Source organism: Streptomyces tremellae, assembly GCF_039540215.1.
Taxonomy (GTDB): Bacteria; Actinomycetota; Actinomycetes; order Streptomycetales; family Streptomycetaceae; genus Streptomyces; species Streptomyces tremellae.
The window spans coordinates 65500-91550 of the sequence record NZ_BAABEP010000016.1; the positions used below are offsets into that span (position 1 = coordinate 65500).

26 protein-coding genes and 2 pseudogenes are annotated in these 26051 nt (G+C 73.9%); 11 read left to right on the plus strand and 17 right to left on the minus strand.

What is annotated here, in order from left to right; all coding sequences use genetic code 11:
- Positions 1-171 precede the first annotated feature (171 nt).
- The 5 genes from ABEA77_RS14245 to ABEA77_RS14265 all read right to left on the minus strand — a co-directional run bounded on the left by ABEA77_RS14245 (position 172) and on the right by ABEA77_RS14265 (position 4156).
- The gene (locus tag ABEA77_RS14245; protein ID WP_345646303.1) at positions 172-591 is read right to left on the minus strand and encodes a nitroreductase/quinone reductase family protein; all 420 of its coding nucleotides are present in this window, start codon (positions 589-591) and stop codon (positions 172-174) included.
- Between the two features lie 97 nt (positions 592-688).
- Positions 689-844 (minus strand): hypothetical protein, encoded by a 156-nt coding sequence (locus tag ABEA77_RS14250; protein WP_345646305.1) that lies wholly within the window; start codon positions 842-844, stop codon positions 689-691.
- A gap of 71 nt (positions 845-915) precedes the next feature.
- The gene (locus tag ABEA77_RS14255) at positions 916-2163 is read right to left on the minus strand and encodes a GNAT family N-acetyltransferase (protein WP_345646308.1); all 1248 of its coding nucleotides are present in this window, start codon (positions 2161-2163) and stop codon (positions 916-918) included.
- 134 nt (positions 2164-2297) lie between these two features.
- Entirely contained in the window at positions 2298-3284 is a 987-nt protein-coding gene (locus tag ABEA77_RS14260; protein WP_345646311.1) for an asparaginase, read from the minus strand.
- A gap of 89 nt (positions 3285-3373) precedes the next feature.
- On the minus strand, positions 3374-4156 hold the full coding sequence (locus ABEA77_RS14265; RefSeq protein ID WP_345646313.1) for an RsiG family protein: 783 nt from the start codon (positions 4154-4156) through the stop codon (positions 3374-3376).
- Between the two features lie 182 nt (positions 4157-4338).
- On the opposite strand from ABEA77_RS14265, the gene dtd reads away from it, so the two are divergent.
- Positions 4339-4776 (plus strand): D-aminoacyl-tRNA deacylase, encoded by a 438-nt coding sequence (gene dtd / locus ABEA77_RS14270; RefSeq protein ID WP_345646315.1) that lies wholly within the window; start codon positions 4339-4341, stop codon positions 4774-4776.
- Between the two features lie 181 nt (positions 4777-4957).
- Here dtd and ygfZ read toward each other — a convergent pair whose 3' ends face one another.
- From ygfZ to ABEA77_RS14285, 3 genes are all read right to left on the minus strand, one after another.
- Positions 4958-5917, minus strand: coding sequence for a CAF17-like 4Fe-4S cluster assembly/insertion protein YgfZ (gene ygfZ / locus ABEA77_RS14275; RefSeq protein WP_345646436.1), 960 nt, complete (start codon positions 5915-5917; stop codon positions 4958-4960).
- 106 nt (positions 5918-6023) lie between these two features.
- Positions 6024-6482, minus strand: a complete 459-nt coding sequence (locus ABEA77_RS14280; RefSeq protein ID WP_345646317.1) for a Fur family transcriptional regulator — start codon at positions 6480-6482, stop codon at positions 6024-6026.
- 150 nt (positions 6483-6632) lie between these two features.
- Positions 6633-7220 carry a heme-binding beta-barrel domain-containing protein gene (locus ABEA77_RS14285; RefSeq protein WP_345646318.1) on the minus strand — a complete coding sequence of 196 codons (588 nt, stop codon included), beginning with the start codon at positions 7218-7220 and terminating at the stop codon, positions 6633-6635.
- 298 nt (positions 7221-7518) lie between these two features.
- Between ABEA77_RS14285 and ABEA77_RS14290 the strand changes: the two genes are divergently transcribed.
- Complete coding sequence (locus ABEA77_RS14290; protein ID WP_345646320.1) at positions 7519-7899, plus strand: DsrE family protein; 381 nt, start codon at positions 7519-7521, stop codon at positions 7897-7899.
- A gap of 42 nt (positions 7900-7941) precedes the next feature.
- Here ABEA77_RS14290 and ABEA77_RS14295 read toward each other — a convergent pair whose 3' ends face one another.
- The gene (locus ABEA77_RS14295; RefSeq protein WP_345646322.1) at positions 7942-9489 is read right to left on the minus strand and encodes an MDR family MFS transporter; all 1548 of its coding nucleotides are present in this window, start codon (positions 9487-9489) and stop codon (positions 7942-7944) included.
- Positions 9490-9662: 173 nt separating this feature from the next.
- On the opposite strand from ABEA77_RS14295, the gene ABEA77_RS14300 reads away from it, so the two are divergent.
- Entirely contained in the window at positions 9663-10424 is a 762-nt protein-coding gene (locus tag ABEA77_RS14300) for a phosphoglyceromutase (protein WP_345646324.1), read from the plus strand.
- Positions 10425-10525: 101 nt separating this feature from the next.
- Here ABEA77_RS14300 and ABEA77_RS14305 read toward each other — a convergent pair.
- Positions 10526-10669 (minus strand): annotated as a pseudogene (locus ABEA77_RS14305) (UTRA domain-containing protein); the annotation flags it as partial.
- A 147-nt stretch (positions 10670-10816) separates the two neighbouring features.
- Positions 10817-11653, minus strand: a complete 837-nt coding sequence (locus tag ABEA77_RS14310) for an SDR family NAD(P)-dependent oxidoreductase (RefSeq protein WP_345646327.1) — start codon at positions 11651-11653, stop codon at positions 10817-10819.
- Positions 11654-11837: 184 nt separating this feature from the next.
- Between ABEA77_RS14310 and ABEA77_RS14315 the strand changes: the two genes are divergently transcribed.
- Positions 11838-12740 carry a helix-turn-helix transcriptional regulator gene (locus ABEA77_RS14315; RefSeq protein ID WP_345646330.1) on the plus strand — a complete coding sequence of 301 codons (903 nt, stop codon included), beginning with the start codon at positions 11838-11840 and terminating at the stop codon, positions 12738-12740.
- A gap of 86 nt (positions 12741-12826) precedes the next feature.
- Here ABEA77_RS14315 and ABEA77_RS14320 read toward each other — a convergent pair whose 3' ends face one another.
- The 3 genes from ABEA77_RS14320 to ABEA77_RS14330 form a co-directional block, all read right to left on the minus strand.
- Positions 12827-13981 carry an RNA polymerase sigma factor gene (locus ABEA77_RS14320; RefSeq protein ID WP_345646438.1) on the minus strand — a complete coding sequence of 385 codons (1155 nt, stop codon included), beginning with the start codon at positions 13979-13981 and terminating at the stop codon, positions 12827-12829.
- A gap of 8 nt (positions 13982-13989) precedes the next feature.
- On the minus strand, positions 13990-14397 hold the full coding sequence (locus tag ABEA77_RS14325; RefSeq protein ID WP_345646333.1) for a YciI family protein: 408 nt from the start codon (positions 14395-14397) through the stop codon (positions 13990-13992).
- Positions 14398-14535: 138 nt separating this feature from the next.
- Positions 14536-15522 (minus strand): quinone oxidoreductase family protein, encoded by a 987-nt coding sequence (locus ABEA77_RS14330; RefSeq protein ID WP_345646336.1) that lies wholly within the window; start codon positions 15520-15522, stop codon positions 14536-14538.
- A gap of 100 nt (positions 15523-15622) precedes the next feature.
- On the opposite strand from ABEA77_RS14330, the gene ABEA77_RS14335 reads away from it, so the two are divergent.
- Positions 15623-16273, plus strand: coding sequence for a TetR/AcrR family transcriptional regulator (locus tag ABEA77_RS14335; RefSeq protein ID WP_345646338.1), 651 nt, complete (start codon positions 15623-15625; stop codon positions 16271-16273).
- A 256-nt stretch (positions 16274-16529) separates the two neighbouring features.
- Here ABEA77_RS14335 and ABEA77_RS14340 read toward each other — a convergent pair whose 3' ends face one another.
- Positions 16530-16709, minus strand: a complete 180-nt coding sequence (locus ABEA77_RS14340) for a hypothetical protein (RefSeq protein ID WP_345646341.1) — start codon at positions 16707-16709, stop codon at positions 16530-16532.
- 424 nt (positions 16710-17133) lie between these two features.
- Positions 17134-17799, minus strand: a complete 666-nt coding sequence (gene phoU / locus ABEA77_RS14345; protein WP_345646344.1) for a phosphate signaling complex protein PhoU — start codon at positions 17797-17799, stop codon at positions 17134-17136.
- A gap of 222 nt (positions 17800-18021) precedes the next feature.
- Here phoU and phoR point away from each other — a divergent pair.
- Together phoR and phoP are read left to right on the plus strand one after the other, a co-directional pair.
- Positions 18022-19186, plus strand: a pseudogene (phoR, locus tag ABEA77_RS14350) (two-component system sensor histidine kinase PhoR); the annotation flags it as partial.
- Positions 19187-19784: 598 nt separating this feature from the next.
- On the plus strand, positions 19785-20456 hold the full coding sequence (gene phoP, locus ABEA77_RS14355) for a two-component system response regulator PhoP (protein WP_486389439.1): 672 nt from the start codon (positions 19785-19787) through the stop codon (positions 20454-20456).
- 183 nt (positions 20457-20639) lie between these two features.
- On the opposite strand, the gene ABEA77_RS14360 is transcribed toward phoP, so the two are convergent.
- Positions 20640-21311, minus strand: a complete 672-nt coding sequence (locus tag ABEA77_RS14360; protein ID WP_345646349.1) for a DUF461 domain-containing protein — start codon at positions 21309-21311, stop codon at positions 20640-20642.
- 757 nt (positions 21312-22068) lie between these two features.
- On the opposite strand from ABEA77_RS14360, the gene ABEA77_RS14365 reads away from it, so the two are divergent.
- The 4 genes from ABEA77_RS14365 to cysS all read left to right on the plus strand — a co-directional run bounded on the left by ABEA77_RS14365 (position 22069) and on the right by cysS (position 25885).
- Positions 22069-22551, plus strand: coding sequence for a CarD family transcriptional regulator (locus ABEA77_RS14365; RefSeq protein ID WP_003953493.1), 483 nt, complete (start codon positions 22069-22071; stop codon positions 22549-22551).
- A 403-nt stretch (positions 22552-22954) separates the two neighbouring features.
- Complete coding sequence (ispD, locus tag ABEA77_RS14370) at positions 22955-23701, plus strand: 2-C-methyl-D-erythritol 4-phosphate cytidylyltransferase (RefSeq protein WP_345646352.1); 747 nt, start codon at positions 22955-22957, stop codon at positions 23699-23701.
- On the plus strand, positions 23691-24218 hold the full coding sequence (ispF, locus tag ABEA77_RS14375; RefSeq protein ID WP_345646355.1) for a 2-C-methyl-D-erythritol 2,4-cyclodiphosphate synthase: 528 nt from the start codon (positions 23691-23693) through the stop codon (positions 24216-24218). The genes ispD and ispF overlap by 11 nt, the downstream gene beginning before the upstream one ends.
- Positions 24219-24484: 266 nt before the next feature.
- Positions 24485-25885 (plus strand): cysteine--tRNA ligase, encoded by a 1401-nt coding sequence (gene cysS / locus ABEA77_RS14380; protein WP_345646358.1) that lies wholly within the window; start codon positions 24485-24487, stop codon positions 25883-25885.
- Positions 25886-26051: the final 166 nt, after the last annotated feature.

Sequence of the window (26051 nt, forward strand, 5' to 3'; positions counted from 1 at the left end):
ACGACCGCGTCCCGCACCGGCACCGGCACTCGTCCCGCTCCGCCACCCCGGCGGCGCCCGGCCTCCGTGGTGCCCGGCGGCACCGGCGCGGGGACCGCGGACGCGCCCCGGGGCGGCAGCCCCGCTCCGGCCCCGGGCGCCCGCACGGGCGCGGCCCGCCGCTGAGGCGGCTCAGCCCGCCGTTCCCCCGCCGGGCTCCGGGTCGAGGTCGACGCGCACGGTCAGCAGCTCGGTGCCGAACAGGACCACGGCCGCGCTGTTCCCGCGCGGCAGCGTCCGCAGCCTGGCGCGCGGGTCGTCACCGGGCAGCGGGTGTGCCGTGCCCGCGTACCACCGCCCGCCGACGCGCACCCGCACCCGCGGGTCGGCCAGGATGTTCCGCACGTACTGCGCCTGCCGCCCGTGCTCGGCCACCAGCCAGAAGCTCCCGCCGACCAGCCGCCCCCCGACCGGCGTGCGGCGCGGCTCGCCCGACACCCGCCCGGTCGTCTCGATCAGGACCTGCGCGGGATTGCGGGAATTGAGGGGGTTCGCCACCCGCCGCTGGAGCGCGGTGACGACCCGGTGCTTGAACCCGGTACGACGCGGCATGCCCCCATCATCCCAGCCCCCCCCGCCGCCCGCGCCGGACTTTCCCTCCCGGACGCCGGCTCATCGGGGCGGCGACAGGCCTGGCGGCGGCGCGCGTTCAGGCCGCGGATCTGGCGTCGCCGGTGGCCGGGCGGGGCGGGGGCTGGGCGGGGCCCGCGGTCGGCGGGGTGGGGGAGCGCAGCCAGCCGAGGCAGATGGCGGCCGTGCGGCCGGGCGAGGGGACGCGGGTGAGGCCGACGGCCGCGCGGTCCACGCGCAGCGCCCCGCACGGCGGCGACCGTGTCGGGCGCGGACCCGGCGAACCGCCGGCGCGCGCGGGGCGTGTCAGAACATGTCGGGGCACCAGGGCCGCCGCGGCGTGTGGAACAGCGCCTCAGCGCGCGCCAGCGCGCCCACCCGCTCCTCCACCACCGCGCCCAGCAGGGCGAGCCTGGTCGGCGTCTCGTCGCCGAGGTAGAGCGAGGCAAGTGCGTCCACGCCGAGCGTGAGGTCCGCCCCCTGAGACGTGGGTACGCAGACCGCGCCCTCGGGCGACGCGTCGAGCCGGTAGCGGCCGCCCGCGAGGCCCGCCCCGTCCCGTACGTCGAGGACGAGCGCCCCCGGCACCCCGTACGTCCGCGCCTCAAGCGCCCGTACGGTGTCCAGGATCCGCACCCACAGGTAGTCGGCCACGCCGGTCACCTGTGCGGCGCGCGGGTCGGGCAGGTAGTACGGCAGCAGGTCGTCCGGCGCCCGCCGCCCGGTGCGCACCTCCACGACCCAGTCGAGCGAGCACAGGAACCGCCACAGCGCACGCTCCACCGCGGCAGAGGTCGCGCTCAGGCGTCCCACGGTGACGCTGTTCGCCGGCTGCTTGGCGTCGCTCCACTTCCCGTCGACGGTGTAGGTGGCCTGGCCCTCGACGACGCCCGCGGCCGAGCGGTAGACCGCGTGGAAGGGCTCCGTGTACGGGCCGCCGTCCGAGGGCTCGGCCCCGGTGTTGACGCGCCACCAGCGTTCGTCCAGGCCGATGGCGCCCGGCTGGAGCACCCGCCACCGGTCGTGGAACTCGGGCCCGTGCTTGCGCACTTCGGCGCCGTCGACCAGGTCGATCCTGGCGCCCTCCTCGTGCGGCGCCCAGCGGCGCGGGTCGAGGCCGGTGCGTGGCACGTCGACGGTCCAGGAGGCGGTGCGGGTCGCCCGGCCGAAGCCGAACCTGCCGTAGATCCGGTGCTCGGCCGCGACCAGGTTGGCGAGCACCTCGCCGCGCTCCCTGGCCGCGGCCAGGTCCCCGGTGATCATCTGCCTGAGCAGCCCGCGACCGCGGTGGCTCGCCGTGACGGTGACCCCGGAGATCGCGTCGGCCTCCACCACGGCGCCGCCCGGCACCGTCAGCTCCTGCGGGAAGGAACGGTACGTCGCCACGCACCGGTCGCCGTCGAACGCGCCCTGCGTACGGGAGAGATCCGCAAGCGCGAGCCGTGCCTCCACCACCTCGGGGGGCACGGGGTCGGTATTCAGGAAACCGGTGTGCACGGCCCGCTGCCAGTCGGCGAACTCGGCCTCGGTGACGGTACGAACCTCGACGCTCATCCCGCCACGCTATGCGCTGCCCCTCCCGCCCCGCACCCCGATAACAGCCGGGCCGCCCGCGCGACCCGGCAGGCCCGCGCGGGGCACGTACGGGCGCGCCCTGGCGGAGGGGCAGCCCCCGCCGGGGCCGTGCCTCAGAAGGCCGCGCGTACCTCGCCGACCTCCGCGCCGCCGCCGAGCACCGGCGAGCGGCCGATCCGCGCCACGACGTCCGCCTCCTTGACGCCGAGCAGGTCGAGCGCCCGTGCCATGACGGGGCCCACCGCGCGCGCGTTGCCGTCGTCGATCTTGAGGGCGAGCGCCCTGCCGTCCTCAAGTGCGACCGCCTGCACGGCCTCCGCGCCCGTCTTCGACAGCGTCCCCGGCACGCCCGCCATCAGCCAGGTGTCGGCGCGCCTGGTGCCCGCCACGTACTCCGGGTGCGCGCGCATCGCGTCGGCGACGCGGCGCTCGGGCGTGCCGGGGGCGGCGAGCACGAAGTGCCGGAAGGCGCGCGCGAGGCCCGTGAGGCTGATCGCCATCAGGGGCGCGCCGCAGCCGTCCGTGCCGACGGCCGTGACCGGTTCGCCCGCCGCCTCCTCGATCACCGTGCGCACGAGCCGCTGGAGCGGGTGCTCCGGGTCCAGGTACGAGCCGGTCGGCCAGCCGTTCTGTCGGCAGGCCGCGAGCATCGCCGTGTGCTTGCCCGAGCAGTTCATCGCGATCTTGCTGGGCGCCCGGCCCGACGCCAGGTACGCCTCCGCCTCGGTCTTGTCGACGGGCAGGTCGGGCGGGGTGCCGAGGTCGTCCTCGCTGAGGCCGTGCTCGGCGAGCATGGTCCGTACGAGCTCCAGGTGGAAGTCCTCGCCCGAGTGGCTCGCGGCGGCCAGCGCGAGCCGCTCGCCCTCCAGCGCGAGGCCGGCCCGCAGCACGGCTGCCGCCTGCATCGGCTTGTTGCTCGAACGCGGGAACACCGGCACGTCCGGCGCTCCGAGCGCCAGTTCGACGCCGCCGTCCGCCCCGAGCAGCACCAGCGAACCCCGGTGGTGGCCCTCCACGAACCTGGACCGTACGACCTCCGCGAGGACCGGCGGGGCGGGGGCGGTCGCGGGGGGCGCCGCGGCTGCGGGGGCGTGTGTCATCTCGTCGGCCTTTCCACGTCGAGGCGCGCCCGGCGCGGGGGCGGCGGGCCCCGTGAGCCGCGCCGCCCCCGCGCGGCGCGCGCCGCCACTCAGGTGAGCAGGTCGTCCACCTGCGCTTCCCCTTCACGGTACCTGCGGGCGATCTCGGCGCTGCACCCGTCCACGGTGCGCTGCAACCGGTGGCGGCGGCGGGAGATCTGCCGCTCGTTGCGGACGAGCCTGCGCATGGCGGCGAGCAGTTCCTCGTCCGTGCGGGCCTCCAGGTCCGAGAGCTCGACCTCGGCGAGCGTCTCGGCCGCGAGCCGCCTGCCCTCGGCGCCGCGCGGCGTCGAGAGCGTGACGTGCCGGGCCGAGCTGCGGTGCGCCGACGGCGGGTCCGAGAGGATGCCGGCCAGCCTGACCACCATGGAGGTCGCGGTGCCGCCCCCGGCCGCGGGCGCACCCGCGCGGGCCGAGCCCACGGCCGCGGGCTCGACCCGCCCAGGCGCCTCAGCCGCCGGGCGGCCCCGCCCGTGCTGCGCCGCGGGCCCCGTACGGCGGGACAACTCGTCCCGCAGGATGTCGATGCGTCCCTGGAGCAGCCGCCGCAGATAGCTCAGGTCGGCCTCGTCGCGCTGCGAGTCGCGCCGCAGCGCGCGCAGCTCCGGCAGGCCGAGGACCGTGAAGTCGTAGGGGCGCTGCCCCGGCAGCACCGGGTCGGCGGCCCCGCTGTCCGCACGATCGGCCGGACCCGCGGGATCCGCGGCGGCCCCGTCGCTGCCGCCGCCCGCCCCGTGTCCCGTGCCCGTCGTCGTACGGGCGGCGGGTACGGGGCCGTGCGGATGCCCGGCGGGCCCGGACTGCCCGGCCTTGCCGGCTCCAGTTGTGCTCATCGCGCGTGCTGCCCCTCACTCAGCCCCGGGGGACACCCCCATGCGGGACCCCCCGTCCCTCGACCGGTCACGTACCGTCGCCCCACCGGCGCCGTACGCGACCGCCTTTCTGCATGGTGCCACTCCTGGCACCGGGCATGCGGGCGATCTGCACCCGTTCGGCCCCCGATAGGTTGGTCCTCATGCGAGCGGTGGTGCAGCGAGTCGACGGTGCGAGCGTGTCCGTGGTGTCCGACGCGGGGACGGAGACGGTCGGAGAGATCACGGGCGAGGGGCTGTGCGTCCTGGTCGGCGTGACCCATGACGACACGGCGGAGACAGCGGCGCGGCTGGCCGCGAAGCTCTGGTCGATCCGCCTGCTCGACGGGGAGCGCTCCTGCTCACAGACGGGCGCCCCGCTGCTGGTGATCTCGCAGTTCACCCTCTACGGGGACGCGCGGAAGGGCCGCCGCCCCACCTGGAACGCGGCGGCCCCCGGATCGGTCGCGGAGCCCCTCGTCGACGAGGTCGTCGCCCGGCTGCGGGCGCTGGGCGCGACCGTGCACACCGGCAGCTTCGGTGCCCACATGCGGGTCTCCCTGACGAACGACGGCCCCTTCACGGTGCTGCTCGACATGTGAGCCGCGCGGCCGTCCACGCGCGTCGAACCACCCGCGCACCCGTACGACGGCGGCCCCGGCGCCCCGCCGCGCGCGGGAAGCCGCCCACGCGAACCCGCCTACGCGAACCCGCCCACGGGGATCCGCCCACGCGAACCCGCCCACGGGGATCCGCCTACAGAGACCGGCCACGCGCACCCGCCTACGGCTCGACGACCGTCTCCTGCGCGGCGGCGGTGTCCCCGGCCACCAGCCGGGCGTCCACCGGCACGTTCCGCTTCACCAGGGCGAGCGCGATCGGCCCCAGCTCGTGGTGGCGCGCGGACGTCGTCAGGAACCCGACCTGCCGGCCCTCCGCGCCGTCGGGTCCCGGCGCGAGCCGGACCGGCGTCCCGTGCCCCGGCAGGTGCACCTCGCTGCCGTCGAGGTGGAGGAAGACGAGGCGGCGCGGCGGCTTTCCGAGGTTCTGCACCCGGGCCACGGTCTCCTGGCCCCGGTAGCAGCCCTTCTGGAGGTGCACCGCGGTCTCGATCCAGCCGACCTCGTGCGGGATGGTCCTGTGGTCGGTTTCGAAGCCGAGCCGCGGCCTGTGGGCCTCCACCCGCAGTGCCTCGTACGCGAGGAGCCCGGCGAGCGGGCCGTGCCCGCGCGCGTACTCCGCCAGGCCGGCCCGCGGCAGGAACAGGTCCCGCCCGTACGGGGTCTCCCGCACGGCCACCCCTTCCGGCACCTCGGCGATCGAGCCCGCGGGGAGGTGCGCGACCGCGGTGTCCGCGGTGCGGTCGGCGACCTCGACACGGTAGAAGAACTTCATCGACTCCAGGTACGCGATCAGCTCGCCCTGCGTGCCCGGCTCGACGTGCGCCCAGGTCGTGGCGCCGTCGTCCACCAGGTAGAGCGCGTGCTCGACATGGCCGTGCGCGGAGAGCACCAGCGCCTCGGTGGCGCGGTGGGGAGGCAACTCGCTGACGTGCTGGGTGAGCAGCAGGTGCAGCCAGGCGAGCCGGTCGTCGCCGGTGACGGTGACGACGCCGCGGTGCGACAGGTCGACGAGGCCGCTGCCGTCCGCGAGGGCGCGCTGCTCGCGGAAGAGGTCGCCGTAGTGCGCCGCGACGCCCTCGTCGGGCCCTTCGCCCGCGACCGCGCCCGGGGTGGTGAGCAGGGGGCTCGCGGGCGCTGCGGGGGCCTGCGGCGGCTCGGGGGAGGCGGAGGGGCGTGCGCCGGGAGTGCCGGCCGCGGCGGGCGTGGAAGGCTCCATGCCTTTCAGCCTACGACGCCGCCGCACCGTTCTCGGAGCCGGCGGCCGCCCTGAGCGCGGTGCAGTCCGCGCACCGGCCGAAGATCGCGAAGTGCCGCATGTCGGTGGTGAAGCCGAAGCTCTGCTGGAGCGTGGCCGCGAAGTCCGCGGCGACCTCGACATCCGTCTCGATCACGCTCTGGCAGTCGCGGCAGACCAGGTGGATGTGGTGGTCGCGGCCCGCCAGGTGGTACTTGGGGGCGCCGTGCCCGATGTGGGCGTGCGAGACGAGACCCAGCTCCTCAAGCAGCTCAAGGGTCCTGTACACGGTGGAGATGTTCACGCCGGACGCGGTCTTGCGCACCTCGCAGAGGATGTCCTCGGGCGTCGCGTGCTCCAGCGCGTCCACGGCTTCGAGCACGAGCTGCCGCTGCGGAGTCAGCCGGTAGCCGCGCCGGCGGAGATCGCTTTTCCAGTCGGTGCTCACCACGCCCCCAGTGTAGGACCGGCCGGGGGGTACGGGACGCCCCCGGAGCCCGCCTCTTGGAGAGGGCCCGCCTCTTGGAGAGGGCCCGCCTTCTTGGGGAGGGTCCGCCTCTTGGGGGAAGGGGGCTCGGGCTGCGTGGGGACGTCGCTGGGGCTACTTGAAGAAGGCGATGCCGTCGTCCGGCAGGTCCCCGAGGTCCTTCGCCCAGTCCTCGACCTGCTCGGGAGTGACCGTGACCGCTGAGGAGACCTTCTTCAGATGAGCCGACATGTAGGGCCGCAGCGGCACCTCGGGCGTCGACTTCTCGCCGACCCACATCAGGTCGCCCTTCACGTACCCGTAGAGGCGCTTGCCGCCGCTGTAGGGGCCGGAGGACGCGGTGCGCGCGACGGCGTCGGTCGCGAGGTCGATCTGCGGCTTCTGGTCGGCGAGCTCGCCGTACCAGACCTCGACGACGCCCTGGTCGCGGACCATCACGACCTCGACCTTGCGGTCCTTGCCGATCCGCCAGAAGCCCGACTCGGTCTCGATCGGGCGCACCTTCCTGCCCTCGGAGTCCAGCGCCCACGTGTGCGAGACGTACTCGATGAAGTCCCGGCCGTCGTGGGTGAAGATCGCCTCCTGGCCGAAGTTGGCCTTCTGGTCGCCGGGGAAGTCGAAGACGCCCGCGCCTTCCCAGTGGCCGAGCAGAAAGGCGAGGGGGACGAGGTCCGGGTGGAGGTCGGACGGGATCTCGATCATGAGCGACTCAGCGTTCCTCGGGGGCGTGCGTACCGTGCCTGCGGGCCTGGAGGCCGCGGCCTCAGCGCTGGCCCTGGTAGAGCTTCTTGACGGTCAGCACGGCGAACGCGAGCACGCCGACGCAGACCAGGACCAGCAGAGAGGTGAAGAAGTCCTCAAGCACGGGGTGCTCCTCGGATGAGCGGAACGACGGTGGTGGCCCCAGGGCCGGACCCCAGCCTAATGGGTGGCGCCGCACCGCTCCTCCCGAGGCCCTCACCCGGGCCGGCCGGCCGGCCCGGGTGATTACAGTGCGGCCATGGACTCGGACTCGCAGGCGGCCAAGAAGCTCGTGATCAAGGTGACGGCGGGCGCGGACGCCCCCGAGCGCTGCTCCCAGGCGTTCACGGTGGCGGCGGTCGCCGCGGCCAGCGGCGTCGAGGTGTCGCTCTGGCTCACCGGGGAGTCCGCGTGGTTCGCGCTGCCGGGCCGTGCCGCCGAGTTCGAGCTCCCGCACGCCGCGCCGCTGCCCGACCTGATCGAGTCGGTGCGGGCCACCGGCCTGATCACCCTGTGCACCCAGTGCGCGGCCCGCCGCGACATCACCGAGGCCGACGTCATCGACGGCGTGCGCATCGCGGGCGCGCAGGTCTTCGTCAGCGAGGTCATGGGGGAGGGCGTGCAGGCGCTGGTGTACTGAGGCGGGCGCCGTCGCGGTGCGTCTCAGGCGGGGCGGTGCGTCTCAGGCGGGTGGTGCGCCCGTGCCCGTGGCCTGTGCGGGCGGCGTGCCGGCACCGGGCGTACGGGCCCCCGCCGTGCCCGCCCCCGTAGCGGCGGCCTCCCCCGTCTCCGCCGTACCCGCTTCCACACCCGGCGCCCCCGTACCGGGCCGGGCCGGAACCGCGACCCCCGCGCCCGGCGCCCCGGGCGCCCGCGCTCCAGCGGCAGCTTCCGGCGCCCCCGTACGCACGGCTCCCGTGCCCGGTGCTCCCGCGGCCTCCGGTGCTCCCGCGGCCTTAGGTGCTCCCGGGGTGGTGGTGGCCGCGGGGCCCAGCCCGCGCATCAACAGCCCGTACCCGAGCGCGGCCGCCGTGCCGAGGACCGCGCAGCCGCCCCACAGCCACCGGGCGCCCACGTGGTCGAGGACGGTCCCGGACACCAGCGGGGCCGCGAGCGCGGCGACCGACCACGACATGGAGTACATGCCCTGGTAGCGGCCCCGGCCGTGAGCGGGGGAGAGGCGCACGACGAGCCCGGTCTGCGTCGGCGCGTTGACGGCCTCGGCGAGCGTCCACACGCACACCGTCAGTACGTATGCCGCGAGCGATCCCGCGAACACCGTCAGCCCGAACCCGTACCCCGCGAGCAGTGACGACACGATGAGCAGGCGGCGCGGGTCGCGGTGCTGGATGAGGCGGGTCACCGGGATCTGGAGCGCCACGATCAGCAGGCCGTTCGCCGCGGCGGCGATGCCGAACTCCGTGCTGCTGAAGCCGGCCTCGCCCATGGCGACCGGCAGGCCGACCGAGCTCTGCTGGAAGATCAGCGCGACCACGAAGGACAGCCCGACGACGCTCATGAACCGGCCGTCGCGCACCACCGTCAGCATGCTGACCCGCGGCGCGCGGATCCCGCCCGTACGCTCGTCCTCCCCGCGCTCCCCGCCCCGGCCGGTCCCGGCGGCCGGCCGTGACTCCGGCAGCTTCGCGAACACCACGACCGCGCAGAGCAGGGTCATGCCCGCCTCGCCGAAGAACCCCGCGCGGTAGCTGTACTGGGCGACGAACCCGGCGAGGGCCGACGACACCGCGAAGCCCAGGTTGATCGCCCAGTAGTTGAGGGAGAAGGCCCGCACCCGGTCCTCCGGCCTGACGATGTCGGCCATCATCGCCTGCACGGCGGGGCGCGAGGCGGCGGACGCCATGCCCACGGCGACCGCGACCGCCGCGATGGCCACCGGGCTGCGCACCAGCCCGAGCAGCGCGACCGACGCGGCCGTCGAGCACTGCGCGATCAGCATCGTGGGCCGTCTGCCGAGCCGGTCCGCGAGCACGCCGCCGCCCAGCGAGGCCACCACGCCGCCGAGCCCGTAGAGGGAGGCGACGAGACCCGCGTACGAGGCGGAGTACCCGCGCTCCACGGTCAGGTAGAGCGCCATGAACGTCGCGACGAACGCGCCGAGCCGGTTGACCAGCGTGCTGGTCCACAGCCACCAGAAGGCGCGCGGCAGCCCGGCGACGCTCTCCCGGACCGCACGCCCGGCGCTGGATGTGGACAGGGCGAGCGGCATGGAAGGCCCCCGGGGTGTGCGCAGCGGATGCGCCGCAGGTAAGCGTCACGCGGCGCAGGCGCAGCTTACGTACGCCCGTCCCGCCGCGGCCACCCGTTTACGGCGACGGCCCTGGCCGCCCGGTGGCCCGGCACCCCGGAACGCGCCGGACACCGTCCATTAGGCTCGGCCCCATGGCCGACGCACCGTACAAGCTGATCCTCCTCCGCCATGGCGAGAGCGAGTGGAACGAGAAGAACCTGTTCACCGGCTGGGTGGACGTCAACCTCAACGCCAAGGGCGAGAAGGAGGCGGTCCGTGGCGGCGAGCTGATCAAGGACGCCGGCCTGACGCCCGACATCCTCCACACCTCCGTCCTCAAGCGCGCCATCCGCACCTCGCAGCTCGCGCTTGAGGCCATGGACCGCCTCTGGCTGCCGGTGCAGCGGTCCTGGCGCCTCAACGAGCGCCACTACGGCGCCCTCCAGGGCAAGGACAAGGCCCAGACGCTCGCCGAGTTCGGCGAGGAGCAGTTCATGCTGTGGCGCCGCTCGTACGACACCCCGCCGCCGGCCCTGGAAGACGGCGCCGAGTTCTCCCAGAGCGACGACCCGCGCTACGCGACGATCCCCAGCGAGCTGCGCCCCCGCACCGAGTGCCTCAAGGACGTCGTCGTCCGCATGCTGCCGTACTGGTACGACGCGATCGTCCCCGACCTCCTCGCGGGCCGCACGGTCCTCGTCGCCGCCCACGGCAACAGCCTCCGCGCCCTCGTCAAGCACCTCGACAACATCTCCGACGAGGACATCGCCGCGCTCAACATCCCCACCGGCATCCCCCTGGTCTACGACCTCGACGCCGACTTCCACCCCGTCACCCCCGGTGGCACCTACCTCGACCCGGCCGCAGCCGCCGCGGCCATCGAGGCGGTCAAGAACCAGGGCAAGAAGAAGTAACCCGCTTCCCCGAGCCCTGTCCCACCCGAGGCCCCCTGGCCCGCGGCCCCCGCGAGCAGGGGGCTTCCGCCGTCCAGGCGCGCCCCGGCCCCGCGGCCCGCTCACGTCGCGGGAAGCCGGTACGCGAGCACGTACGCGTCCGCCGCCATCACGGTGTCGCAGACCTCCACGGCCCGACCCTCGGTGTCGTACGCGGTGCGCACCAGCCGGATGACAGGCACCCCCGAAGCCAGCCGCAGCGCCCTTCTCGAACCGCCCACGGCCGACCGCCTCGCGCAGCCGGTCGGCGGTCTGCCGGAACATCGCACGATCGCTCGTGGGATGGGGGCCGCCGTACAGGAGGGCAGGGATGTCGTGGCAGGGGTACTTCCTGTTTCTCAGGGCCGGGGCGATCAGGCGTCGTCGCAGGCGGTGGCGGCGGACTTCTCCTGCCAGGTTGCGAGGTCGTCCTGAAGGCTGCGGATCTTGACGAGCCGGCGCTCGACCGCGTCGCGGCCCAGGGCCAGGTGCCCGGGAAGCTTGTCCCCACTGGCGACCTCGTAGATCAGGGCGGCCCCCTTGACGGGATCCCCGAGCTGGGTGTGGTTGGCGGTGTCGATCCAGTCCAGGGTGGCGTGGGCGGGGGTGCCGTCGTAGGCGGGGATGCGCCGGGCCGCGGTCGACAGGGAACTGGTGTCGAGGAAGTCGGTGCGGAAGACGCCGGGCTCCACGACCATGCTCTGGATCCCGAACGGCTCCAGTTCCACCGCGAGAGCCTCGCTGATGCCGGCCACCGCGAACTTCGAGGCGCTGTACATGCTCACGCCGGGCTCCCCCTCGAACCCGGAGCGGGAGCCGATGTGCACGATCTTCCCCGCTCCTGCTGCTCGCATGGAGGGCAGGACGGCGCGGGTCATGTTGATCAGGCCGAAGACGTTGAGGTCGAACAGCGAGCGCGCCTCGGCGTCCGTGATCTCCTCCAGTGCCCCGAGCAGGCCACGGCCCGCGTTGTTGACGAGGACGTCGACCTTGCCGAAACGCTGCACTGCCGTTTCAACGGCAGGCGTGATCTCCTCACCCCGGGTGATGTCGAGGGTGACGCCGAGGACTCGGTCGGAGCGCGTCAGGTCAGCGGGCAGTTTCCGCGGGTTTCGAGCGGCGGCCACGACCGTGTCACCGCCCCGGAGCGCGGCCCGCGCGACTTCCAGTCCCAGCCCGCGGGACGCACCGGTGATGAACCACGTCGACATGAGATGCCTCCATATCGTCTGTTCGGGCACTGCATCGACCGCCACTTCCGGCGGCGCGGCCCGGTGTCCACAGAACCAGCTCTGAGCAGGCAGAAGAGGCCGTAGAGTGGCCCGCCTTTTCGGGGGACGAACTGGGCCACCCTCTCCGCCGTCGAATCTCCGGCGCATGCGCGACCCTGGACGGATGGACCGTGAGTACCCCGACAGCGCGCGGATGGCGGAGTTCCTCCGCTCTGCTCGCTCGCGCCTCACCCCAGAGGAAGCCGGGCTCGCCGACCCCGGCCTGGGCCGACGCCGGGTGTCCGGCCTGCGCCGGGAGGAACTCGCTCGGCTGGCCGGTGTGAGCGTGGACTACTACACGCGCCTCGAACAGGGCCGCAGTCGCAGTGCCTCGGTGGAAGTCCTCGACGCGCTCGCCACCGCCCTGCACCTGGACGACGCCGAGCGCAGCCACCTGCACACGCTCGGCCGGCCCCGGCCCGTCCGGCGCCGGCGCTCCCGACCCCAGCGAGTCCACCGCGCCACCTGGGACCTGCTGGACATCTTCCAGCAGACCTGCCGCCCCGGCTTCGTCCTCGGTCGGCGCCTCGACGTACTGGCCCACAACCAGCTCGCCGGACGCCTGATCACCGACTTCCGCGCGCTCCCCGCGGCTGAGCGTAACCAGGCCCGCTTCGTCTTCCTCGACCCGCACGCGCGCGAGCTGTACCGGGACTGGACCCGCGTCGCCGCGGACACCGCCGCGATGCTCCGCCTCGACGCGGGCCGCCACCCGGACGACCCGGCCCTGAGCGCCCTGGTCGGTGACCTGTCCATACGCAGCGAGGAATTCCGCCGCTTCTGGTCGGACAACAAGGTCCACCGGCGCACGACGGGCACCAAGGACTACCACCATCCGCTCGTCGGCGATCTCACCGTCACCTACCAGGCACTCATCCCCGGCGACGACCCGGACCAGATCCTCTTCGTCTACGGCACCGAGCCAGGCAGCCCGTCCGAGACCTCCCTCCGCCTGCTGGCCCGATGGAGCACGCGCGAAGCCGACAACGGAAGCGTCACAGCGCAAGCCTCAGGGGCACACGACTGATACGGGCCCGCGTGTGCCGGTCCTGCATGCCAGCACGGGCCACGGCGGGGCTGACGTGCGCCGGTGTGTTCACCGCTCACGTGGCCTCACGCACCCCGAGCCCCCGACTCCCCGTTCAGGCGGGCTGCTTGGCGGGTGAGGTGGGCTCGTTCTGCGAGGCTGGTGGCCTGGGCGGCGGCCTCGGTGTAGAGGCGGGCCGCCAGGGGGAGGTCGCCTGCGCGTTCGTGGAGGTGGGCCGCGGCGGCGGTGTGGCGGGGGAGGGCGGGGTCGAGGGCGGCCAGGGCGGCGAGGCCTGCGCGGGGGCCGTCGGCCTCGCCCACGGCCACCGCGCGGTTGAGGCGGACGACGGGGTTGTCGGTGAGGCGGGCGAGTTCGTCGTACCACTCGACGATCTGGACCCAGTCGGTCTCCTCGACCGTGCGCGCGTCCGCGTGCAGCGCGGCGATCGCGGCCTGCGCCTGGAACTCGCCCAACCGATCCCGGGCCAGGGCCGCTTGGAGGAGGGCGACCCCCTCGGTGATCAGCTGCGTGTCCCAGCGGCCCCGGTCCTGCTCCGCGAGCGGCACGAGGCTCCCGTCCCGCGCGGTCCTGGCGGCGCGGCGCGCGTGGTGCAGCAGCATGAGCGCGAGCAGGCCCGCCGCCTCGGGGTGGTCGATTACGGAGGCGAGCTGCCGGGTGAGGCGGATGGCCTCCGCGGCGAGGTCGACGTCGCCCGAGTAGCCCTCGTTGAAGACCAGGTAGAGGACGCGCAGGACGGTGGCGACGTCGCCCGGCCTGTCGAGCCGCGCGCCGGAGACCGTCCGCTTGGCGCGGCTGATCCTCTGGGCCATCGTCGCCTCGGGCACCAGGTACGCCTCGGCGATCTGGCGGGTGGTCAGCCCGCCCACGGCCCGCAGGGTCAGCGCGACCGCAGAGGACGGCGAGAGCGACGGGTGCGCGCAGAGGAAGTAGAGCTGGAGCGTGTCGTCGGCCGAGAGCGCGGGGCCGGGCGCCGGCTCCCCGCCCGCGCGCTCCTCGCGCCTGCGGCGCGCCGCGTCGGCGCGGGTCGCGTCGAGGAACCGCCGCCAGGCGACGGTGACGAGCCAGCCCTTCGGGTCGCGTACGGGCGCGGCCGGCCAGACGCGTACCGCCTCGACCAGCGCCTCCTGCACGGCGTCCTCGGCCGCGGCGAAGTCGGCTCCGCGGCGGACGAGGATCGCGAGCACCCCGGGCGTGAGGCCGCGCAGCAGGGCCTCGTCCACCGCGGGGCTCACTCCGTGACGGTGGGCGGCGCGGTCAGGAACGGCCGCACTTCGAGCCACTCGTGGATCGGCTTCCCGCCCGCCCCGGGGGCCGCCGACAGCTCCCCGGCCAGCTCGATGGCGCGCTCCTGGCTGTCGACGTCGATCGCCATCCAGCCGGCGATGAGGTCCTTGGTCTCGGGGAACGGTCCGTCCGTGACCGGCGGGCGCCCCGGCCCGTCGTACCGTACGAACATCCCGTCGGGCGAGAGCGCCCGGCTGTCGACGTACTCGCCTGTTTCCCGCAGCCGGTCGGCGAAGTCCTCCATGTACTGGACGTGCGCCGAGATCTCCTCGGGCGTCCACCGGTCCATGGGGACGTCGTTCACCGAGGCCGGGGCGCCCCGGTAGTGCTTGAGCAGCAGGTACTTGGCCATCGCGTCTTCCTCGATGCTGGGTGCGACCCCTCGCGGTCGCGTTCACGGCGGGGACGGAGCCGGTCTCGGGTTCTCGACATTACCGGCCGGGGCGTCGGCGGGACCGGCAGGACGCCGCCCGCGCCGCGAGGCCGCCTCTCACACCGTGAGGACGATACGGCCGCTCGCCGTGTGGTTCTCCAGGCGCTCGTGGGCGGCGGCGGCCTCGGCGAGCGGGAAGGTGTCGAGTTCGATGTCGAGCAGGCCCGCGGCGGCGGCCGCGAGGGCGGCGGCGGCAGCGGGGGGTACGGCGTCGGGGTGCGCGGGCAGGTAGGCGCCCGCGTTGAAGCCGGTGACCGTGAGGTTCCCGTACCAGAGCGCGTTGCCGTCGAGTCCCGCGGTCCCGCTCCAGTCGCCGCTCGCGTTGCCGACCAGCAGGAGGCGGCCCGAGGGCGCGAGCAGGTCGAGGCTCTGCGCGCGGACCGCGCCGCCCACCGGGTCGACGACCACGTCGAACTTCTCGCCCGCGAGGGCCTCGGGCAGCAGGGCGGAGTCGACGACGGTGTCGTACGGCAGCCGGGTGGCAGCGGCGGCGGCCAGCCGCCCGGCACGGACCGTGCCGACGACCCGCGACACGCCCAACTGCCGTGCGATGCCCGGGAAGACGGCCCCGAACGCGCCGAGCGCGCCGTGCACGAGGACGCTCTCGCCCGGCGCGATGTGGACAGCGCGGGTGAGGGCGACGTGGGCCATCAGCGCGTTGGGCAGGACGGCGACGGCGAGCGCGGGGTCGATGGGGTGGCCCTCGGTGGAGAAGACCCGGGCCCGGTCGGCCACGTACACCGGCGCGTACCCGCCCGTCCCGTCGGCCGCCAGCGCCACCACCCGCTCCCCGACGGCGAGACCGGTGACGCCGTCGCCGAGCGCCCTGACCGTGCCGGCGACTTCGAGGCCGGGCACGTAGGGCGGCCGCGGCAGCCCGTCGCGGTCCTTGAAAAGCCCCTGCCGGATGTAGACGTCGACGAGTCCGACGGCCGCGTGGCTGACGTCGACGGCGACCTGCCCGGGCCCCGGTACGGGCTCCGGTACGTCGGCGAGCGTGAGTACACGGGGGTCGCCGAAACGGCTGACCTGGACGGCTTTCACAGGATGTACCCCTTCCGAGATAACGCACCTCATGATGCGTTAATGCGACCGTACTACGGACGGCCGGAAAGCGCATCATGGGGTGCGTTATTCTTCGGGCATGCGTCAGAGGGCCCGATCAGCCGAGGACAAGGCGCGCCGCGCGGACGATCTGCTCCAGGCGGCGGAGGCCGTCGCGCTCGAACGGGGCGGTGTGCGGTACGTGACGCTCGCCGAGGTCACCGAGCGGGCGGGCCTGCACCGCACCGGCGTGCGGCGGTACTACAGCAAGAAGGAGGACCTCCTCCTCGAACTCGCGGAGCGCGGCTGGGGCCAGTGGCGCGACGCGGTCGCCGACGAGCTCGGCGACCGCACCGGCCTGACGCCCGCGCAGACCGCGGCCGTGGTCAGCTCCACCCTGATCGGGCTGCCGGTCTTCTGCGACCTGCTGACCCATGTCCCGCTGCACCTCGAAGGCGATGTCGACATCGAGCGGGCGCGCCGTTACAAGACCAACGCCACGGCGGCCCACGACGCGATCGCGACCGCGCTCGACCGCGCGAGCGCTCTGGCAGCGGGGCAGGTCGTGAGCCTGCTCGCGGCAGCGGTCGTGCTCTCCGCGGGCCTCTGGCAGGTCTCCCACCCCACCCCGACCCTCGCGAAGCTGTACGAGGAGGTGCCCGACTGGGGCCACGCGGCGCTGGACTTCGCCCCGCGCCTCACCACCCTGCTCACGGCGTGCGCGACCGGGCTCGCCGCGGGGCCGGGCTGAGCGGAGTCGCCGCCTCCGTCCGGCGGGACGCGTGAAGGGGCGTGCCCCAGCCGCGCCGCGCGGGCCGGATCCGGTACGGGCGTGAGCCGCCCGCGGCCGTACGGGACCGAGCCCCGCCCCGCGCACCGGGCGCGTCCGGCCGTACGAGGGCAGGGCCCGGTGCCGTACGGGCGTCAGGCCGGCAGGCCTCACGCCGTCAAGTCATCGGGCCATCGGGCCATCGGGCCCTCAGGCAAGGGACAGGGGTACGCGCCCCTCAGCAGCCCCCGCCGCACTGGCAGGCGCCGCCCGACTGGCAGCCGCAGCCGCAGCCCGAGCCGCAGCCGCAGGCTCCGAGCACCGGCAGGTGCGGGCGGGCGGCAGCGGTGGGGCGCGGTGCGTCGGCGCCGGCCTTCGCGGTGGTCCTCGCGGCGGCGGGGGCGGAAGATTCGGCCATGGTCTCTCCTCCAGTGGTGCCGGGGCCTCGGGGCGGGGCCGCGGTGGCGTGAGGGTGCACAGTCCGTCTCCCATGGGACGACGGCGCCGGGGTGTCGGGCAACGGCTCACCACCGGCGCATCGGCGGCTCACCACCGGCGCACGGGCCCGCGCCCCGTGGCTCGTGCGACCGGCTGCGACGCGCGTGACGCACGGGGCTCGTGCGACCCGAGCGGTACAGGCGCCCCGGCCGGTCCGGCAGCCCCGGCCGGCCAGACGGCCCGCACTGGTCCGGCAGCCCCGGCAGCCCCGGCAGCCCCGGCCGCCCCGGCAGCCCCGGCCGCCCCGGCAGCCCCGGCCGCCCCGGCCGCCCCGGCCGGCCAGACGGCTCCGACGACCCCGGCCGGCACGGGCCGACGCCCGGCGCGGCCCGCCACGCGGGGCCTCAGACGGTGTCCGGCTGGATCTCGTCCGCGTGCTCGCCGGTCACCAGGTACACGACGCGCTTGGCGACGGAGACCGCGTGGTCGGCGAACCGCTCGTAGTAGCGGCCGAGCAGCGTCACGTCGACGGCGGTCTCGATGCCGTGCTTCCAGCGGTCGTCCATCAGGTGCTGGAACAGCGTGCGGTGCAGCAGGTCCATCTCGTCGTCGTCCCGTTCGAGCTGCATCGCCAGGTCGATGTCCTTGGTGATGATCACCTCGGCGGCCTTCGCCATCAGCCGCTGGGCGAGCTGCCCCATTTCGAGCAGCGTCGCCTGGAGGTCCTGCGGGACCGGCGACTCCGGGTAGCGCAGCCGGGTCAGCTTCGCCACGTGCTGCGCGAGGTCGCCCGCGCGCTCCAGGTCGGCGCTCATCCGCAGGGACGTGACGACGATCCTGAGGTCCGTCGCCACCGGCTGCTGCTGCGCGAGGAGCGCGATGGCGCGCGCCTCCAGGTCGTGCTGGGTCTGGTCGACCTTCGCGTCTGCGGCGATGACGCTCTCCGCGAGCTTCAGGTCGGCGTCGAGCATGGAGGTCGTGGCACGCCCGATGGCGGACCCGACCTGCCGGGCCATGGCGACGAGGTCGTCGCTGATCGAGTCCAGTTCCTCGTGGTACGCGTCCCGCATGGGTGTGTCCCTCTCCAGCGCTCCCGCGCTTGACGTTCCTGGTCAGGATGGCGGGCGGGAAGGCGCTCGCCCCCCACGCCCCCACGGTGGCCGGAACACGAGTCCGGGGCCTCCCGCCCAAGTGAACCGCCACTGTCCCCTCGGTGAACTCTGGGCGACGAGTGTTCGAGCAGGCACTCGGACGGCTGGGAGAGTGTCGGTGGGCCCGCTTAATGTGAAGGCATGGACGTGAACGCGGCGGTCGCCGCATTGGCAGCGATCGCCGGCGTGTGCACCGGCGTGATCGCCATGCTGGCATTCCGCTGGAGCGAGCGCGACCAGCGCAGGCCCACGCGCACCTCGCTGCACACCGACGCCGTGCTGCCGCCCGGTGTCGACACGGTCCTCTCGGTCCTGCGCTCCTCGGCCGTCGTGCTCGACGAGAGCGACGCCGTCGTCAAGGCCAGCTCCGCCGCGTATGCGCTCGGCCTGGTCAGGGGCGGCAAGCTGGCCGTCGAGCCGATGCTGCACATGGCGCGCGACACCCGCAGGGACGGCGAGATACGGCAGATCGAGCTGGACCTGCCCCGCAGGGGCACGGGGCGCGGCGAGGCGCTCGCGGTCTCCGCCCGCGTGGCGCCGCTCGGCTCCCGCCTGGTGCTGCTGCTGGTGGAGGACCTGACGGAGGCCCGCCGCATCGAGGCGGTACGGCGCGACTTCGTCGCGAATGTCAGCCATGAGCTCAAGACCCCGGTCGGCGCGCTCTCGCTGCTCTCCGAGGCCGTCATGGACGCCTCCGACGATCCCGAGGCCGTGGACCGCTTCGCCGGGCGCATGCAGATCGAGGCGACCCGGCTCACCAATCTCGTACAGGAGCTGATCGACCTCTCCCGGGTGCAGAACGACGACCCGCTGGAGGACGCCGAGCCCGTCCGGGTGGACGAGCTGGTCGCCGAGGCCATCGACAGGTCGCGGCACCCCGCGTCCACGAAGCAGATCACCATGGCGGCGGGCGGCGACGTCGACCTCTTCGTCTGGGGCAACCGCGGCCAGCTGGCCGCCGCCCTGGGCAACCTCGTGGAGAACGCCGTCAACTACTCCCCGGCCCGCACCCGCGTCGGCATCGCCGTCTCGCGCACGGCCGCGGCGAGCGGCGCGGTGATCGAGATCGCCGTCACCGACCAGGGCATAGGCATCTCGGAGAAGGACCGCGAGCGCATCTTCGAGCGCTTCTACCGCGTCGACCCGGCCCGCTCCCGCGCCACCGGAGGTACGGGCCTCGGCCTCGCGATCGTCAAACACGTCGCGGCCTCGCACGGCGGCGACGTCACGGTCTGGAGCTCCGAGGGCCAGGGATCGACCTTCACGCTCCGCCTCCCGGAGGCGGGCGTCACCCGCGACCGCTCGGCGTCCCCCGCCGTCTCCGCGTCCGGGGACGGCGAGGACGCACCCGACCAGGACGACGACCTCGACCCCGGCTACGCCCAGGACACCGCCGCCGACAGCCCGGCCCGCCGCCCGGACCAGTCGGCGCCCGACCCGCGGGCGTCGTCCGTCGCCGGAGCCCCGTCCGCCGCGGTCCCCGCGGCCGCACCGGACCCGGCCGCCACCCATACGGACCGTGCCGCCGCAGGCAGCACCGACACCGACACTGACACCGCAGGCGGCACCGACACCGCAGGCGGCACGGCCGAAGCCGCGTCCGCCGCAGACCCCGCCCGTACCCCCGGCTGCGAGGCCGCGACCGCGCCCGCTCGCGCCCCCGGCCGGGAGGCCCGCGCCGATGGCCGTACGGGTCCCGTCCCCGACCACCCCCCGACCGCCGACCGAGAACCGCGCGGCGCCGCCGAGCACATCCGCTGTGCCGCCGTCAGCGGGGGCCGCGACCTCGTGGCCCGCCGCGCACCCGCAGAACCCAGCCGCCCGGAACCACGCGGGACGGCCCGCAGCCTGGTGCTGGATACTCCGACCGTGATTCCTGCCCCGGAGGTCCTTCCGTGACCCGAGTGCTCGTCGTCGAGGATGAGGAATCCTTCAGCGACGCCCTTTCCTACATGCTCCGCAAGGAGGGCTTCGAGGTCGCCATCGCGACCACCGGGCCCGCGGGGCTCGACGAGTTCGAGCGCAACGGCGCCGATCTCGTCCTCCTCGACCTGATGCTGCCCGGCCTTCCGGGCACCGAGGTCTGCCGCCAGCTGCGCGGCAGGTCCAATGTCCCGGTGATCATGGTCACCGCCAAGGACAGCGAGATCGACAAGGTCGTCGGCCTGGAGATAGGGGCCGACGACTATGTGACCAAGCCCTTCTCCTCCCGTGAGCTCGTGGCCCGCATCCGCGCGGTGCTGCGCCGCCGCGGCGAGCCCGAGGAGGTCACCCCGGCCGCCCTGGAGGCGGGCCCTGTCCGGATGGACGTCGACCGGCACGTCGTCACCGTGGCGGGCGGCAAGGTCGACCTGCCGCTCAAGGAGTTCGACCTGCTGGAGATGCTGCTGCGCAACGCGGGCCGCGTGCTGACCCGTATGCAGCTCATCGACCGGGTGTGGGGCGCGGACTACGTCGGCGACACCAAGACGCTCGACGTCCATGTGAAGCGCCTGCGGGCGAAGATCGAGCCGGACCCGGGCGCTCCGCGCTACCTGGTCACGGTGCGCGGGCTCGGCTACAAGTTCGAGCCGTAGACCGCGCTGCGCGCTGCCCGCGCGTACGGCACCGCGCCGTACGCCCGCGCCACACGGCACAGCGCAGCGCGCCGTACGGCACCGCAGCGCGCGCGTACGACGTGAGGGAGGCGGCCCCCGGACCGGGGGCCGCCTCCCTCACGTCGTACCGGGGCCTCAGCGGCCTCCGGCGGCCGTGCCGCGTCAGCCGGTGATCGCGCCGCCGCCTGCACCGGTGGCCGCGCCGGACGGCGACCCGGAGGCCGCGCCCGAGGGGGAACCGGACGGCGACCCGGACGGGCTGGTGGAGCCCGAGGGGGAGGAGGAGCCGGACGGCGAGGCAGGCACGCTCCGCGTCGGGGCCCCGGTCGGCGCGACCCGGTCGAAGTAGCTGGTGGCCGGCACGACGAGGGCGCGCACGCCGATGTCGCCGGTCTTGCTGAGGGTGAAGACGACCTGCTCGGCGTCGCCGTTGCGGGAGCCGGGCAGGCCCTTCTGGATCAGCGCGGACGCGTTGCCCTTGCCGCCGAACGTCACGGAGCCCTGGGCCGGCACGGTCAGCGCGCCCGCGCCCTTGGCGGGCTTCAGCCGCACCGTGGCGCCGGTACCGGGCAGCTTGATCGCCTGGAGCGTCTGGGCGGTGCTCCCGTTGTTGAAGACCTTGCCGGTCACGGCGGCGGGGCCGGACGCGCCCTGCTGCGGCTGCGTCACCACCGTGACGTTCTGGACCTTGATGTTGCCCACCGAGGTGGCGGCGCTGTCCGGCTTCACCTCGTCGGTCTGCGCGGTGCCACCCGCGCCGCACGCGGCCAGCGTGGCGAGGGGGAGGACAAGGGCAGTCGCGGCGAGAGCGCCGCGTCGAAGGCTGCTGCTCACGGCGGCGGCATCTCCTTGGACGTACGGGAGGGTGGGACGTGCGGTATTCGGCTGTGCTGCGCTTCGGCGTGCGTGCTGGGCCCGCCGGACCGTACTCATGCGTCAGCACGGGCTAAAGGTGACTCAGCGGCCATAGGTTACCGACCCGTTGTCGCGGCCCCGCACCCGACCCGCCCCGATGGGCGCCCAGGGGTGGGTTCCCGCCGTCGACCGCGGGGTTTCGCATGCCGTTCACATAATCCGGGTGATCCATTTCCGGGGTGGGCCGCATTCCGCCGTGCCTTTCCTGTGAATATCGGCGGACGGCCGGGTGATCGGAATTCCGTGGTGGCGCCCCGGAGCCGTCCCCGGTGCGTACGGCATGATCCGCCGCTCCCCTTGGCGAGCCCCTCGCGCCCCTCGTCTCGCACCCGCCGCAGAGTGGCCGGATGTGATCTCCGTTTCAGTCCGCATCCGCCCGGTTTCCCACTCGGATGGATCATCGGAAACCGAACGGAGTGCGGAAATTTTGCCGTCACGAAGCCGACAAATGCGGATGTTCGGCCGCTTTGGGGAGGGTTGAGCGGCACGTGTCGAGCGTGTTTCCGTGCGCCGCCGCAGCGCCGGTGACCTGCGAATACCGCCCCCCGAGGGTCGGGTGCAGCACGTCCGCATGGCTGTTGTCAAGCCCCGAGATGCGGCCTGACCTGCGAAAACGCCATTCAGAAGAGGGCATTCTCGTGTTACCCTGGATAGCCACGGAAGGGGTACCTGTCACATGACGTTCAAGGTTGGCGACACCGTGGTCTATCCCCATCACGGGGCCGCGCTGATCGAGGCTATCGAAACTCGCCAGATCAAAGGCGTGGACAAGACCTACTTGGTGCTCAAGGTCGCCCAGGGCGACTTGACGGTGCGCGTACCGGCGGACAATGCGGAGTTCGTCGGAGTGCGCGATGTGGTCGGTCAGGACGGACTGGACCGGGTCTTCGAGGTGCTCAGGGCACCGTACGCAGAGGAGCCGACGAACTGGTCCCGGCGCTACAAGGCAAATCTTGAGAAGCTCGCCTCCGGCGACGTCATCAAGGTCGCCGAAGTCGTGCGTGACCTGTGGCGCAGGGAGCGGGAGCGCGGGCTCTCCGCCGGCGAGAAGCGCATGCTCGCCAAGGCGCGCCAGATCCTGGTGAGTGAGCTCGCCCTCGCGGAAAACACCAACGAAGACAAGGCCGAGGCCCTGCTCGACGAGGTTCTCGCGTCCTGAATCCCCATGTGGTGCCGTCTGCCCGTCGACGCGCGCGTCATGCGCGGAGGACGAGGACAGGGCACCGCACGTAGTGCTCGCTGTGTGTGTCGTGGTGCCCGGTGACCGAGGGTCCGGTGTCGCACGGTGCCGTCAGCGGCCGCTTCTTCGGAGGCGGTCGGAGCTGACCGGTGCGTGTTCCGTCCCCGTCGTGTCGGCGGGCGCCGCGGCATGTCCGTACACCCGAATTCTTTCCGTCGCCCGGTGTACATCCCCCGTCCCCCAGCCTGACTGCCGTACGGCACAAAGCTGGCGCGGCACCTCTTGACCATGGTCACGGAAGGGTCCGGTCAAGGCGTCGCGCCCGGCACGTTCAGGCCATACCCAGGTCGGGCGCGGATACAAACCTGCCGGAGTTCACCCGATGCCAGACGAAGCCAGCCCGCACCGCACAGCGGCCGTGATCCCGGCCGCGGGACGTGGCGTGCGGCTCGGCCCTGGCGCCCCCAAGGCGCTCCGCGCGCTGGGCGGCGCCCCGATGCTCGTCCACGCGGTCCGCGCGATGGCCGCGTCCCGCGCCGTCGAACTGGTCGTGGTCGTCGCGCCCCCGGACGGTGCGCCCGAGGTCAGGAACCTGCTCGACGCGCATGTGCTCCCCGAGCGCACCGACTACGTCGTCGTGCCGGGCGGCGACACCCGCCAGGAGTCCGTCGCGCTCGGCCTGAAGGCGCTGCCCGACACCATCACCACGGTCCTCGTGCACGACGCGGCCCGCCCGCTGGTTCCCGTCGACACGGTGGACGCGGTCGTCGAGGCCGTACGTTCGGGCGCGCAGGCCGTCGTGCCCGCGCTCCCGCTCGCGGACACGGTCAAGCAGGTCGAGCCGCGCGGCGGCGGCGAACCCGAGCCGGTCGTCGCCACACCCGACCGCTCGACCCTGCGGGCGGTGCAGACCCCGCAGGGCTTCGAGCGCGGGGTACTCCAGCTCGCCCACGACACCGTGGGCTCGGTGGGCGAGGGCGCGACGGACTGCGCGGGCATGGTGGAGCAGCTCGGCTCGCCCGTGGTGGTGGTGCCGGGCCACGAGGAGGCGTTCAAGGTGACGAGGCCCCTCGACCTCGTCCTCGCGGAGGCGGTACTTGCCAGGAGGCGGGCGAACGATGAGTTCTGAGGAATCCGGCGGCGGTCCGGTGCGGGCGGCGGTACCCGTGGTGCTGCCGCGGGTCGGCATCGGCACCGACATCCACGCGTTCGAGGAGGGCCGCGAGCTGTGGTGCGCGGGCCTGCTGTGGGAGGGCGAGGGCACCGGGCTCGCCGGCCACTCCGACGCGGACGTCGTCGCGCACGCCGCGTGCAACGCCCTCTTCTCCGCGGCGGGCCTCGGCGACCTCGGCGCCCACTTCGGCACCGGCAGACCCGAGTGGTCGGGCGCGTCCGGCCTCGCCCTGCTGACGGAGGCCGCGCGCGTCGTGCGCGAGGCGGGCTTCACCATCGGCAATGTCGCGGTGCAGGTCGTCGGCTCCCGCCCGAAGATCGGCAAGCGCCGCGCCGAGGCCCAGAAGGTCCTCAGCGAGGCCGTGGGCGCCCCGGTCGCCGTCTCCGCCGCGACCTCCGACGCGCTGGGCTTCACCGGCCGCGACGAGGGCCTCGCGGCGATCGCCACGGCCCTGGTCGTCCCACCGGCCTGAGCCCGCGCCCCGCCCTGCGCCCGCGGGTGGGGCGCTCGCCCGCGGTCGGGTGTTCGTACGGCCGTGACCGTACGGGTGAACCAGGCGGCCGGAGGCGCGGAGGCGGCACAGGGTCGGGGGGCCGCGCCCGGCGCCGGACGAGGCGGAGGGCGGTGCGGAGCCCCGCCGGTGGACGCGGACGCGGCGGGGCGCGCGGTCGGTTACGGAGCGGTGTCCATGGGGCCGTCGCGCATCGGGCACAGCCACCCGCGCATTACCCTGAACCCGTGACTATTCGGCTGTACGACACCGGCGCCCGGCAGATCCGTGACTTCACCCCGCTCACGCCGGGCTGCGTCTCGATCTACCTGTGCGGCGCCACCGTGCAGGCCGCGCCCCACATCGGGCACATCAGGTCGGGCCTCGACTTCGACATCCTGCGCCGCTGGTTCGAGTACCGGGGCTACGACGTGACGTTCGTGCGCAACGTCACCGACATCGACGACAAGATCATCCAGAAGTCGGCGGACCAGGGCCGCCCCTGGTGGGCCATCGGATACGCCAACGAGCGCGCGTTCAACGCGGGTTACGACGCCCTCGGCTGCCTTCCGCCCACCTACGAGCCGCGCGCGACGGGCCACATCCCGGAGATGACCGAGATGATGCGGGTCCTGATCGACAACGGTCACGCCTACGCGGCGGACGGCAACGTCTACTTCGACGTGCGCTCCTTCCCCGACTACCTGGAGCTGTCCAACCAGGATCTGGACGACCTGCGACAGCCCTCGGGCGAGGGCGAGACCGGCAAGCGCGACCCCCGCGACTTCGCGCTGTGGAAGGCCGCCAAGCCGGGCGAGCCCAGCTGGGACACGCCCTGGGGCCGCGGGAGGCCCGGCTGGCACCTGGAGTGCTCGGCGATGGCCCACAAGTACCTGGGGCCCGTCTTCGACATCCACGGCGGCGGCCTCGACCTGATCTTCCCGCACCACGAGAACGAGATCGCCCAGGCCAAGGCGTACGGCGACGGCTTCGCGCGGTACTGGCTGCACAACGCCTGGGTCACCATGAGCGGCGAGAAGATGTCGAAGTCCCTCGGCAACAGCGTCCTCGTCTCCGAGATGGTCAGGCGCTGGCGGCCCATCGTGCTCCGCTACTACCTGGGCACCCCGCACTACCGCTCGATGATCGAGTACAGCGAGGAGGCGCTCCGCGAGGCGGAGTCCGCGTTCGCGCGCATCGAGGGGTTCGTGCAGCGGGTCGTGGAGAAGGCGGGCGGCGCGGTCGAGCCCGCGGCCGAGGTGCCGCCCGCGTTCGCCGCCGCGATGGACGACGACCTGGGCGTGCCCGGCGCGCTGGCCGTCGTCCACACCACGGTCAGGCAGGGCAACTCGGCGCTCGCAGCCGACGACAAGGAGGCCGCGGTCGCCAGGCTCGCCGAGGTGCGGGCCATGCTCGGCGTCCTCGGCCTCGACCCGCTCGACCCGCAGTGGGCCGAGGAGAGCGACCGGGGCGCCGACCTGCACGGCGCGGTCGACACCCTCGTACGGCTCGTGCTCGACCAGCGGGAGGCGGCGCGCGCCCGCAAGGACTGGGCGACCGCGGACGGGATCCGCGACCAGCTCCAGCAGTCGGGCCTCGTCATCGAGGACAGCCCCTCGGGCCCGCGCTGGACCCTCGGGGCGCGCTGACCGCCGGGCCGGGCTCCACACCTGCGCGACGTGCGTTCTGCCGCGCCCGTACGGCCCCCGCCAGGGGTTTCGCACGGGGTTGGGCGCCGCGCCGCGCGGCTGCGTACTCTGGTACGGGCACCAGGTCGGTGCGCGCACCACAACCCACGAATCAGGTAGGCACACA